The 12,476-nt window shown below is 60.3% G+C and carries 10 protein-coding genes; 6 read left to right on the forward strand and 4 right to left on the reverse strand.

Annotated elements, in window-relative coordinates; genetic code table 11:
- Positions 1–231 precede the first annotated feature (231 nt).
- Together C7S18_RS11415 and C7S18_RS11420 are read right to left on the reverse strand one after the other, a co-directional pair.
- The gene (locus C7S18_RS11415; RefSeq protein ID WP_146151890.1) at positions 232–1,161 is read right to left on the reverse strand and encodes a hypothetical protein; all 930 of its coding nucleotides are present in this window, start codon (positions 1,159–1,161) and stop codon (positions 232–234) included.
- Positions 1,162–1,379: 218 nt separating this feature from the next.
- On the reverse strand, positions 1,380–2,738 hold the full coding sequence (locus tag C7S18_RS11420) for an alpha/beta hydrolase (RefSeq protein ID WP_170113231.1): 1,359 nt from the start codon (positions 2,736–2,738) through the stop codon (positions 1,380–1,382).
- 761 nt (positions 2,739–3,499) lie between these two features.
- Between C7S18_RS11420 and trhO the strand changes: the two genes are divergently transcribed.
- The 3 genes from trhO (at position 3,500) to C7S18_RS11440 (ending at position 5,786) form a co-directional block, all read left to right on the forward strand.
- Complete coding sequence (gene trhO / locus C7S18_RS11430; protein WP_206207896.1) at positions 3,500–4,321, forward strand: oxygen-dependent tRNA uridine(34) hydroxylase TrhO; 822 nt, start codon at positions 3,500–3,502, stop codon at positions 4,319–4,321.
- Positions 4,305–5,228, forward strand: coding sequence for a pseudouridine synthase (locus C7S18_RS11435; protein WP_106891690.1), 924 nt, complete (start codon positions 4,305–4,307; stop codon positions 5,226–5,228). The genes trhO and C7S18_RS11435 overlap by 17 nt, the downstream gene beginning before the upstream one ends.
- 153 nt (positions 5,229–5,381) lie before the next feature.
- Entirely contained in the window at positions 5,382–5,786 is a 405-nt protein-coding gene (locus tag C7S18_RS11440) for a hypothetical protein (RefSeq protein ID WP_106891691.1), read from the forward strand.
- A gap of 233 nt (positions 5,787–6,019) precedes the next feature.
- On the opposite strand, the gene C7S18_RS11445 is transcribed toward C7S18_RS11440, so the two are convergent.
- The gene (locus C7S18_RS11445) at positions 6,020–7,540 is read right to left on the reverse strand and encodes an amidase family protein (protein ID WP_106891692.1); all 1,521 of its coding nucleotides are present in this window, start codon (positions 7,538–7,540) and stop codon (positions 6,020–6,022) included.
- Between the two features lie 232 nt (positions 7,541–7,772).
- On the opposite strand from C7S18_RS11445, the gene C7S18_RS11450 reads away from it, so the two are divergent.
- The 3 genes from C7S18_RS11450 (at position 7,773) to C7S18_RS11460 (ending at position 11,222) form a co-directional block, all read left to right on the forward strand.
- Positions 7,773–8,171 (forward strand): MerR family transcriptional regulator, encoded by a 399-nt coding sequence (locus tag C7S18_RS11450; protein WP_206207897.1) that lies wholly within the window; start codon positions 7,773–7,775, stop codon positions 8,169–8,171.
- 117 nt (positions 8,172–8,288) lie between these two features.
- The gene (locus tag C7S18_RS11455; protein ID WP_106891694.1) at positions 8,289–10,475 is read left to right on the forward strand and encodes a VIT domain-containing protein; all 2,187 of its coding nucleotides are present in this window, start codon (positions 8,289–8,291) and stop codon (positions 10,473–10,475) included.
- Between the two features lie 135 nt (positions 10,476–10,610).
- Complete coding sequence (locus C7S18_RS11460; RefSeq protein ID WP_106891695.1) at positions 10,611–11,222, forward strand: DNA-3-methyladenine glycosylase I; 612 nt, start codon at positions 10,611–10,613, stop codon at positions 11,220–11,222.
- A gap of 329 nt (positions 11,223–11,551) precedes the next feature.
- Here the strand turns inward: C7S18_RS11460 and C7S18_RS11465 are convergent, their stop codons facing one another.
- Entirely contained in the window at positions 11,552–12,385 is an 834-nt protein-coding gene (locus C7S18_RS11465; protein WP_106891696.1) for an SDR family oxidoreductase, read from the reverse strand.
- Positions 12,386–12,476 lie beyond the last annotated feature (91 nt).

A 12,476-nucleotide genomic window follows, 5' to 3' on the forward strand; every position in this document is an offset into this window, starting at 1 on the left:
AATATCCCCAATCCACCTCTCGTCACCCCGGACTTGATCCGGGGTGAGTTTGACGTCCTTTCAGGGGAACAGGGCGTTCGTTGAAATCGCGATAACGGTTCTACCCAAACGTTTTCACACAGGCTGCTACGCCGGGGTGACGACAATAGGGGGCGATTGTTTGCAGCGAGCAGTCTTTGGTTGTACGTGAACGAAGCCAACCGCTTCCAGACACGCGGTCGCAAGCCCCATTTAACGCATCGGCACCAGACTGATGTGCTGCGCCTTCAAGCCTGTATCAACGAGGCGATCCTGGCTTAAGCGGACTCTCAGCGTGCGCGGCTCGGCTTCGCACTGGCATTCGACATCAAGCTCCAAGGTCAGACCATCAACCTGTGCCGTCTTCGGCGGGCCACCGTCAACCCAAAGCGTTCGCCCTTGTTCATCGATGCCCTCGCCCACAAAGCGCATGGCGCGTACGCTCCAAGGCCCGGATTCGGCGTCATTGCTGGGCACTGGCTGTTGCAGCAGCACCCGCTGTGGGGCGTGATCCGGTCCTGAGAACGTCAGCTCCGCAACAGGCTCCTGCCCCGTGGCTGCTTCGGCATCAAACGCCGCGCTGGTCGCGCCGTGGGCAAACACATAGCGCTGAATCGTGCCTTGTTCCAGGCCGCTGTCGGCAGCATTGTTGATCACTTGCAGGGGCAAGGGCTCGACCGACGAGACGCCCACCAATTTGCCCGTATTTGGATCAAAGTATCGGTAACCATCCTCAGACCCGCAGCAGCCCGCCTGCGTGACGCGGAGCATGGGCCAATCCCAATACGCGAGCACCAATGGCTCCTCACCTTCAGTATTGAAGCGCAAAGGCTTCGAAGCAGCACTCCCATCGCGCGGATGCAGGGTCACTTCGAAGTCGACCTTGCCCTCGCTGCCCTCCATGCAATTGCTTTGCTTCCGCCACGCCACGTGCTTGACGACCTGCAAGGGCTCGCCGTAGCGGTCGATCACGTCAAAACGCGCGTTCTTGGTGATGATTTCGCGCAAGGTGCGGTCTTCGTCTTCACCACCACAGTCAGCCATGCGCAGTTCAATGCTGCTGCTCGCCGACAGGGCAGGCGGCGCCGCCGCGACCAAATTGCCAGCGCCGAGAGTGAGCACGGTGATCAAGTTCAGACTCATGAGGGTGGGCTCCAGAATGATGGCCAAGTGTGCGCCGGATCCGGCTCCGGTGGCAACCCGGAATGGGCCATCCTGAAGGTCGACGTTGCGGCCAAATGGGCGTTGACCGCAATGCGTCGAGACGGTCCTGGCCTCCTCGTTAAGTTCGCGCGACTGCAATCGCTCGCCGCAACCTCAAGGCGCAGTAGCGCTGCCGTGAGCATTGGCCGATCCAATGTTCAATTGCCATCGGGGTTGTTTGCTCGGCACAACACATCCGGCATCAGTCGAGCGATGGGCACAGTGCCCGCCTCGTTGAATGTTGGAAGTTCGAAGGCAAGCATCGCGTGATCGCAGTCGCTGAACTCAATCGTCATGGTGCCTACGGGTGTCGTCGTCACGGGTGCTGCGCGATTGAACTGGCCAAATCGGCTCTGAAAAACGGTCAAATCGGCACGATTGCCGAGATAGCGCCCTTGTGCGGTGAACCATCGTTGTTCGCTGCCAGGAATCGAACCACCATTGCCTCCGGCGGCACGGTCATAGGTCACCCACGATACGACGAACGTCTTGCTGATGGGCTCGACATCGAAGAAGAAGCCTTGTCCGGGTATGGCTGGGTCAAGCCAGGTGCCGACCATGCCGTAGTTGATCGTGACGGTCCGTTGGCCGCGAACGGTCTGCACGGTCCACTCTATCAGTCGCTCAAATAACGTGACGCCCGGGCTGGCTTCCAGGTTAAAGATGGTGACGCCGCCAAAGCCATGACCGGCTCCTGCAATCGGGTAGAACTCGTGTGGTACTTGTTGACTCTGCGCGCGGTCTACGAGCAGCTCTGAAGCGGCAAATGGCACCGTTGGGTCATTGGTGCCGTGGATCACGAAGAGCGGTGGTTCACGCGCTTCCAAATTATTTGCTGCGGCAATGGGGTCGTTCGCGGGAATGAGGCTGGCACCCCAGAGATCAACGACGAAACTAAACGGCATCGCGGCGATGTTGTAGTCATCCAAGACGTAGGCCAGATGCACTGCAGTGATTGCACCGGCGGAGCCACCCAACAAGCCGATCTGGGTGGGCTCGATGTTGTAGCGGTCCGCATTGGCTTGGAGCCAATCGACTGAGGTCAATGCGTCGTCGATGGCAGCAACGGCAGCCGTGCGTTGTGCCAGATCGGCGCCGCTGAGCCCCATAGTGGCAGGGCCGACCAGACTCGCCACGCGAGCGCTGGGGACCGGACTGTCCGGCACCAATCGGTAGTCGATCGACACTGCTACGAATCCGCGCGCCGCCAGCGCGCGAGCAATGGTCGCGAGTTCGGCTTGCGTCCGCGTGCCGCCAGTAAATCCGCCGCCGTGAATGATCACTACCGCTGGGCTCCTCTCGCCCGTTGTGTTGGCGCCGACTGGCCGATACAGATCCAGCAGCAAGTTCTTGCCGCCTGGGGTGGGCGTGCGAACCTCGCCCTGTCCGTAAGCGATCGCGGATTCGACCACCACTTGGTACAGCGGATCGACCGAGGGCAAGGCCGTTTGCGCTTGGGTGGCAATGCTGGTCGCGAGCACGGAGAAACCAACCAGGAAATTGAAGATTCGGTTCATAGCGTGGCTCATCATGCTGACTGGGCGAGGTTTGGCTTTTGAAATTCTTGCGCGCTTGAGAACGCAATTTGGGAATCCAAACGCCGAGGGAGGACTTGGGTTGACAGAACGTGCTTGGCAATATCGAAATGACGTGGCAGCGCGCACCGATGTAGTCCGCTGGGAGTACCAGGTTGCAGGCTTGCCCTTGGCTCTGGATCAAGTCCGCGTTGGCCACAACTGGTTTGGGAATGGCTGCCGTGGCGCCTAAAAACTCATTGCCGTCGCTCCGGCGCAGCAGACTGTGTGAAAACGCCCCCAACGGTGGAATCAACTTGAAATTAGGGGTATTGCAATCAGGCTGAAGCCGCCTCAAGCATTGAGTATCACCCGGTCGGCGTCAGCCGCGCCTCGCGGTAACAAACCCTATTGTCGTCATCCTGGCGCAGCCGGGATCCAGGGCAATCTTGCGTCGAACGTTCAATCTGGAGTGCCGTGCGCCTGGTTTGCAAGCACGGCGCAAGATTGCCCTGGATCCCGGAACCCGCTGCGCGGCTTCCAGGATGACGACAATAGTGGCAACAGCAATCGAACACTTTTGGTCCGTTCGGGCAGGTGGAGGTGTTCTCACACAGCCTGGCAAGTCGGGACCCAGGCAATCGGGCGATCAGTCATGTTTTCTGAGAGGCGGGGGCGCCACGGACCCGACTCGCATTCCCTGAGTTGCCCCCTCTAGCGCGAGCGCGGACAATGCGGCGCTACCCTGCCCAAGCTTGCCGCCCGTGACCGCTGCCGAACTGATCCACTCCTCGTTCTACAAATTCGTGCCAATCGCCAATCCAGCGGCCTGGGCTGCACACCTTCGCGTTCTGTCGGCGCAAATCCAGGGCAGCATCCTGCTCGCCGAGGAAGGCATCAACGGCATGATTGCAGGCACGGCTGACGCGCTCGCCACATTCGAACAAGCCTTGCGCAACGACCCGTTGTTCGCAGGTGCATTCGCGGACATTGTCTTCAAGCACAGCCCCTGCAAGACGGCACCGTTCGGGCGCATGAAGGTGCATCATCGCGCCGAGATTCTGCCGATCGGTATCGACGGCGTCGACGGCCGCAACACCGGGGTGAACCTGTCGCCCGCCGAATGGCGCGAGTTCATCAAGCGCGACGACGTGGTGCTGCTCGATAATCGGAACAGCTTCGAGTATCGGCTCGGTCGATTCAAGGCCGCCATCGATCCGGGCGTGCAGAGCTTTCGCGATTTCCCCGAATACGTCAAAGCGAATCTGCCCACTTGGCAGGCCGAGAACAAGAAGATCGCGATGTACTGCACCGGCGGCATTCGCTGCGAAAAGACCACGGCTTGGCTCAAAGACTTGGGCGTGACCGCGTATCAGCTCGAAGGCGGCATCATCAGCTATTTTCAGAAGATGCCGGATGCCGATCAGGATTGGCTCGGCGAGTGCTTTGTATTCGACAACCGCATTGCGCTCGATACGCACTTGCAGGAAACCGGCACCAGTCTTGAGTCCGTCTATGAAGGCGATGCCGACGGTGCGTTTCGATTGAACCGGGCGCGGCGCCTCGCGAATGATGCCAAGCGATAAGCGCAGCCTGGTTCGCAATGGCGTCGGCGCCAGCTCGGTGACGCTGCCGAACAAAGGCCCTTGGTCAACGGTCCTGGAGTACTTGATCGAGCGCTTTCCGACGATTCCGGCTGAGACTTGGGCGGCACGCTTTGCGGCCGGTGCGGTGCTGGATGCAGCGGGCCAAGCCTTAAGTGCAGATCAGCCTTTCCGAGGCCAAGCGCGGATTCATTACTACCGGGATCTGGCACACGAAGTGCCGGTGCCATTTGCCGCGCCGATTTTGTTTCAGGACGAGTACCTGGTGGTGGCCGACAAACCCCACTTTCTATCGGTCATGCCGGCCGGACAATACGTCCAGGAAACGCTGCTGGTGCGCTTGAAGCGCGCCACCGGCATCGACACGCTGACGCCCATGCATCGGATCGATCGCGATACCGCGGGGTTAGTCGCTTTTGTCATCCAACCCGAAACGCGAGGCGCGTACCAATCGCTGTTCCACAGCAAGGCGGTGCAGAAGTCCTACGAGGCCGTTGCGCCTTTGCATCCGGACTGCGCGTTTCCGCTCCGCTATCAGGCAAGACTGGAAGAGAGCGACAACTTCATGCAGATGCGCGTGGCAGCGGGAGCGCCAAACTCGGAGACGATCATCGACTTGATCGGCTCTGACCCGGTCAGCGGTCTGGGGCATTTTCGGTTGCAGCCGATTACTGGAAAAAAGCATCAACTGCGGGCGCACATGAACGCGCTTGGCATGCCGATTCTGAATGACCCGATCTATCCGGCCCACTTGCCCGCCGCGCCCGATGATTTCTCCAGGCCGCTGCAGTTATTGGCGAAAACACTTCGCTTTGTCGATCCGATCTCCGGGGAGCTGCGGGCGTTTCAGTCGGAGCGTTCTTTGGACCGTGCGATCGACCTGAATTGATCGCAGCAACATGAGTCAACCGCGCATCGCGACGGCCCTGGCGCGTCGTGAAAGTGCGGATTGCAAACATTTTCGCGGCGTCAGGTTTCGACTTGCTGGCCCGCTGCGATCGGCTACGCTCCAGGCTTCACACTCGCTCAAAAGGGGGGCGGTATGCACGTGCTTCAGAAGCTCTTGTTCGTGACGCTGATGGGTTTTGCATCCAGTGCTTTGGCCGTTGGCATTGAGTCGGTGAGTCTGCATTTGGACGATGAAGGCGAGGCCGGAGAAGAGGTGCGTGTATTTGCAAAAGCCGATCAGGTCCAGCATTTCGAGATCGCGCTCGATGAAACCAAGCTCGGCAGCCATACCTTCGTCGTCGAATTCTGGGCGGTGGATACCAGCGCCGGCCAGAACATCAAGGTCAGCCAGTTCGAAAGCGGCGCGCTAATTGCCAATACCATCTCGGCCAAGGTGTCGCTGCCGCGCGAATGGCCAACGGGCAGCTATCGACTGGATGTCAAAATGGATGGGCAGACGATTGGCTCGCACGACTATGAAGTCATCGAAGGCGAGTAGGACGCATCGGCAGATCGCCTTTGCAAAGGGCTATGGTTGAAACACGACAGTCTTTGAGTTTTGTATTCGACAGCTGTCGTTTCGAATCCGGCACATGGCCGGACTCGAAACCCGCGCCGGTGCTGCTGGTCTTGCACGGGCGGACCATTCGTGGCCCGCCCCAGTAAGGAGGGTCGGAATAGGTCCGTCAGGGACACGCTTCCGACCCTGCTTAAGTCAATTCGTAGGCGATTTCAGCTGACCCGCCCCTTCTCAAGCTCCCGCATTGCCGCCAGAACCAAATGGTCCTGCCAAGGCGGTGCCGCCAACTGCACTGCCAATGGCAGGCCGGTACTGCCGCGCTCGATTTGCTTGGCGGCGCGCACCACCCAGTCAGTCGTGTCGGGCCGGTCTGACTCTTCGTCGGCACGTACTTCGCTCACACCAATCGTGCCTGCGGGGTAGCCCAGCAGATTCCAAAGCAAGGCATAGCCGCCGCCTAGCCCGACATCACGCGCATCACCATGGCGGTAGGCAGGCAGTGCGCACGGTGGGCCGAGCACGAGATCGATTCGCTGTGCGCGCATGGCCTCGGCAAATTCGGCGCGATAGCGCCGTTGGGCTTCCTGAAGCTGCCAGTATTCGTCGACGGAACGGCGACCGAAATGACCGACAAACGTTGCCAGCGTTGGTTGACCCAATCCTCGCAGGACCAGACGAGCCAAAGCACGGACCGGGCGGTTTAGCCCGGCAAGGCGCGACAGATCGCGCAATCGCGGATCAACAGGTCCATCGCGCAAGAGCTCGCGGAATCCCCGGCCGCCGTCTGCCGACAACAAGGCGAAGTAAAGCCCTAACGCTTCCGGTACCTTCGGCGGTTGCCATGCAAACACACTTGCACCTGCCGCACTCAGGCGGTCAGCCGCTTCCCGTACGACGCGCTGTATGCCCGGAGCTGGCGTCAAAGTGCCATCATCGACATAGAAGCCGATGCGCAGTCGAGATACCTCAACCTGGTGCAGGTCCTTCAAGGGCGGTGTCGCTTGGCAATGCACTTTCGAGAGACAGGTCAAGCCTAGGGTCAAGTCTTCAACATGACGGGCTAGAACCCCCATCTGGCTTGGAATCGCGCGCTGCCCGAGCGGCAGACTATATGCGCCGAAATCGGGCGCTCTGCCCTCGGTGGGCTTGAATCCAAGAATGCCGCAAAATGCTGCCGGGATGCGCGAGCTACCACCAATATCCGTTCCAAAACCCAGCGCCGAGCCGCCAACCGCGATGATGGCAGCCTCGCCGCCACTACTGCCGCCACAACTTCGGTCGGCGCGCTTAGGATGGTTCGAACGGCCGTAAACTGGATTGTCAGTTTCGTAATAGAGCAGACTTTGCGCGACATTGGTTTTGCCGAGCACGATGGCGCCATCCTGTCGAAGTTGCTGGACATAAGCATCATCGGTTTCAGCCAGAAGTGACGCGCGCCAGGGCAGGCCAAACGTATCCGGTGTTCCTGCGAGTTGCAGGCATTCTTTCAGCGTGATCGGTAAACCGTGCAACGGGCCCAGTGGCGCGCCATCGCGGCGCTGTTGGTCGGCGCGCTGTGCCTCTGCGCGGGCGGCATCGAAGCGCTTGCAGACGACCGCATTCAGCGCCGGATGCGTGGCTTCGATGCGTTCAATATGCCAATTTGCGAGCTCGCTCGCACTGATGTCTCTCTGATCGAGCATGGCAAGCATGCGACAAGCTGAGCCGCTTAAAACCTGTTCGCGATCACTCATGGCTTGGTCCCTCTCGTTGTTCACATCGGCGCACGCACGCGCGCCGCTCGCATTCCTACCACAGACGGCGACTCGCCCAACACTCAATCTCGTCAGAGTAGCGTTCCGCGACTTTCATGAAGCCGGATGCAACGAAATGGCCAACCCCCTTTGTCAGCCACAGCTACTTGCCGTCGCGCTCGATGAGACTTGACAAGCTCGAACTTTTAAGACATCGTTTTAGCCACTTCTGATGTCTATTATGAAACTGAGCCTGAACAACCTGAGCGAACGCGCCGATATTCCAGCTCGTACCATCCGCTTCTACATCCAAAAGGGCTTGCTACCGGGCCCCGAGGGTGAGAAGCGCGGTGCGTTCTACACCGAGGCGCATCTCGCCACGCTACTCCGAATCAAAAGCTGGCAGGACGCAGGATTGTCGCTGGAGGCCATCGCCGATTTGCTCGCTGCCAAACGGGAACCACCCATGGCGCCGAGTCGCGTCGGGGCGATCGAGGTGCGCAGTCACTTGATTCTGGCGGATGGCTTGGAACTGGTCGTCGCACCTGAACGCGCAAAGCTCACCCAGGCCGAACTGCGGGAATTGTTCCTGCTCGTCCAGGACGCGTACCGAAAGCTTCGGGAGTCGTAGCGACCTCGAACCGGAAGCAATTCCCCACCCCATCACAGCCCCATGCGTCGCCGGGCTGAGCCGGAAGCGCCAAACACATAGGCGCCGGCATCAAGGCAACGCTCAAGAGGAGGAACCATGAGCACCCCCCAATCGATACTGAGCACCATTCCCAGTACTCGGAAGCGCCCGAACAACACCCCGCTGGCTGCCAGTGCGCTGCGGGTCAACATTCGTGGCTTGATCGCCGAATTCGAACTTCGGCACGAGTTTAGAAACGACACACGCCAAGCGATTGAAGCGATTTTCACGATTCCCGTGCCGCTCGATGCCGCGTTTCTGGGCATGACCGCGACCCTGGCTGGCGACACCTTGCGCGCCACCGTGCAGCCCACCAAGACTGCCGAGACGCGCTATGACGACGCGATCGATCATGGCCATAGCGCGGTGCTTTTGGAGCAATTGGAGCCTGGGCTTCTCTGCCTCAATCTGGGCAACTTGAAGCCCGGCGAAACGGGCAGCATCACGCTCACCTTCGCCACGGCCCTCGCCTGCTCGGATACGGCCGCGCGCCTCGTGCTGCCACTAGTGCACCGGCCCCGATATGGCCGCTACCACATGGAGCCATACGCCGTCCCGACGACCGATTTCGCGGTCGAGTATCCGCTCGAACTTGACGTGACCATCCACGGCGACTTGGCACAATGCCCGATTACGTGCACACACCCAGGCGTGCGGTTTGCCAGTCACGCGGGCAGTCTGCAGTTGCAGGTTTCGTCGGCCATGCTCGATCGCGATCTGGTCGTACAGATCGATCTGTCGCGCATGCCCGTCACGCAGATTCGCTGGCTCGACGATGGCGATCAGATGATTGCGTTGCTGGCCTTGTTTGCGCCAGGCGCAACCGACGTCACGCGACAAGCACCGATCGATCTTTGCCTGTTGCTCGACTGCTCCGGCTCGATGGCAGGTGATGCCATCGTGCAATCACGCGCCGCGCTCGCAGCGATCACCAATGCGCTGATCAATGAGGACCGCATCCACGTCATCCGCTTTGGCTCTAGCTTGGTGCCTTTGTTCCGACGCCCCATGGCCGCGAGCGCGCCTGTCAAGGCCGCCTTGCTTGATTTGCAACAGACGATCGACGCCGATCTCGGTGGCACCGAAATGGCTGCGGCCCTTGATGCTGCAGTTCATTCACTCCAACGCGGCGACCGAGCGGATTCGCGCAAGGTCATCATTCTGGTCACTGATGGTGCCGTGCAGCCGAGTCAACTCCGTGACGCGAGCGCACATGCCGCCCAAGCCGGCGTGCGCGTGTTCGTGGTTGCCGTTGGCAGCAGTGCCGGTGTCGATGCTTTGCAACCGCTGGCGGATGCGACGCAGGGTGTGTTGGAACGGGCGGTGCCGGCCGAACCGATCGATGGCGGCGTGATGCGACACTTTCGCCGCGCCCGCGCCGGGCGCGCCATCGCGCTGGAACTGGGGTGTCCCGAAGGCACTCGAATGCCACCGATGGCACCGTTGTATCCGGGCGATGCTGGGCTGCTACCCCTGTTCATCGTCAAAGCAGTCGCAGGCAGTGTGCGCGCGCAGTGGGCGGATCAACGATTCGAGTTTGACGCACCGAGCACAGTCGAATACGACGCTGCGGCACGTGCCTATGCGGGCAAGCGCCTCTTGGACGCTACCCGTGACCAGGCAGCGCGGGAATCGATTGCGATGCGCTATCGACTGCTGAGCGCCGAGACGTCGGCGGTGCTCGTCAAACTTCGAGCAGATGCCAATGAGGTCGATTCGATGCTGGTGACCATTTCGGTCCCCCACATGGTTTCTGAAGGCGTAGTCTGCGCAGCGCCTTTACCCGCGCCAGGGTCGATTCCACTGTCGCGGAAGTCGGCACCCGCGCCGGGCACACTTGCGTTCGACCGGTTGCCTGCCGGTGGACCTGCGTCGGCCAGCCCAGCGATGGTCTATTGCGAGGCCCCATTCGAGTCAGCGCCGATGGAACGCGGCACGACACGCTCACCACCCCTGTCGCCAGCAAAACGGCAGCAGGCCGAGATCTTGCTGCTGGCTTGGTTGATTGCGCACTTGCTTGATCGTGATGGCAGCAGTGATGACAATCGATCGCCATTCGATCGGTGGCCAACAGATGATGCCATCTTGATCGAGCGGTATCTCGGTGAGCGTGGCATGACGTTGGGCAATGCAACCAACGACTTGGCCCTGCTTGGCGAACTGCTCGATCGTCCGTATGCGCCCGAGCTCAATGAAGCACAGGAGATCACGCTGGCGCGGTTGCGCGCGATCGTCGCCACGTGAGTCCAACGCGCATCGGGCACGTTCGAAATTGACGTCATCATTCGGGCTGCTGCGCGTTGCCGCAGCCCGAACGCCACTGCCGCTGGCGTTGACGCGCCTGCTAGGCTTCAGCGCTCATCAACCTACTGACCAGTCATGTCCGAATCTTCGCTCAGCATTGGTACCGATGGCCTGCCCCGCTGCCGCTGGTGCGGCTTCGCGCCGGAATTCGAGCCCTACCACGATCGTGAATGGGGCTTTCCGGTTGCCGACGATCAGCGCTTGTTTGAAAAGCTGAGTCTGGAGTTGTTTCAGTCGGGGCTCAGCTGGCGCACGATCTTGAACAAGCGGGACGCGTTTCGAGCTGGCTTTGCGCAGTTTGAGCTGAGCCGGGTTGCGGCATTCAATGAGGGCGATGTGACGCGGCTGCTCGCCGATCCGGGCATTGTTCGGCATCGTGGCAAGATCGAGGCCGTGATCCAGAATGCGCGCGCGGGGCTCGCAGTTCAGCAAACATTTGGAACTTTGGCGGCGTACTTTTGGCAATTCGAGATCCTTCCCAAGAAGAACGAGCCCGCATCAGAAAAATCAGCGCCATGCGTCGCCCTGGCCAAGGATTTAAAGAAGCGGCAATTCAAATTTGTTGGGCCGACCACCGTGTATGCGTTCATGCAGGCGGCGGGGTTGGTCAACGATCATGATCGTACTTGCACGATCCACGCGCTTGCCGAGGCGGCGCGTCGGGCGTTTGTTTTGCCGAAGACCTGAGGAGGGTCTGGACACGCGTCGACCGATGGTTGGGATAGTGGGCAATCAGCCGGTGCGGCGTCGATCGACGCTAGCCCTTTGTATACCGAAACAACGTCAAACTCACCCCGGATCAAGTCCGGGGTGACGAGAGGTGGCGTGGGGATCGGTGGGAGACCGCTCCGTTCCGCAGATTGAAGCCGTGGCAGCGCTAAGTGCTTCAAACTCACCCCGGATCAAGTCCGGGGTGGCGAGAGGTGGCGTGGGCATCGGTGGGAGACTGATTCGTTCCGCAGATTGAAGCGTTGGCCACACCGCGACAAACGCGAATGCTCAATGGCCCGACCGCCTCACAACCAAGACGCGCGATGGTCCGTCGCGTATTGTACAAACGAGATTGGCGCACGCCCCAATAGGCGCGGCACATGCTCGGTCACACGAGCAGCATAGCCCGCCTTGAACGCATCCAGAATCACGAGCAGAAATTCCGTGTAATCGGCGGGAACGCCGGCACCAAGCATCCCTTCGCGCATGGCCTCGACGCTGATGTCCGTATAGCCGATCGTTCGGCCAGCGACGTCACTGAGAATCGCCGCAATCTGGTCGTGGTCGAACGCTTCGCTGCCGGTCAGATCAAGGTCACGATTGTCTTCGGCCTGGCTGTTGAACAGCACTGCGGCAACGGCTGCCACATCGCGGGTGTCGATAAAGCTGCCAGCCGCCTTGCCGACCGGCAGAAAAATCTGGCCGTGCTCGCGGATGCCTTGTACCCAAAAGGTGTGGAAGTTCTGCATGAACCAATTCGGGCGGATCACATTCCAGACCAAACCCGACTGCTCAAGATGCAACTCGGCCCGACGAAACGGAATATGGTCATCGGCATTCGCGCCCATCGCCGACAGCAGCACGATCTTTTGAACGCCCGCTGCTTTCGCGGCATCGATCGCCGGAATCAGCAACTCATGCTGATTCGCATAACCGGGCGGGCACATTAGGAACGCCTGGTCGATGCCTTGGAAGGCCGTTTGCAGACCATCGCTGGTGGCAAGGTTTAAGAGCACGGTGCCCGGTTCTGAACTGGGACGACTGGTAGCCTTGATGACCGTATGGCCGGTCTGGATCAGCAGCGGAATGAGGGCGGAACCGATTTGACCGTTGCCGCCGGTGACGAGAATGCGAGACATGGGGAACTCCTGTGGTTTGGAAAGTGTGGGTATTCTGCACGCCAAATTGCGTACGTTGAATGGACATTCGTCCGCTTTTCATGTCCAATAG

This window comes from Ahniella affigens (genome assembly GCF_003015185.1).
Classification (GTDB): domain Bacteria; phylum Pseudomonadota; class Gammaproteobacteria; order Xanthomonadales; family Ahniellaceae; genus Ahniella; species Ahniella affigens.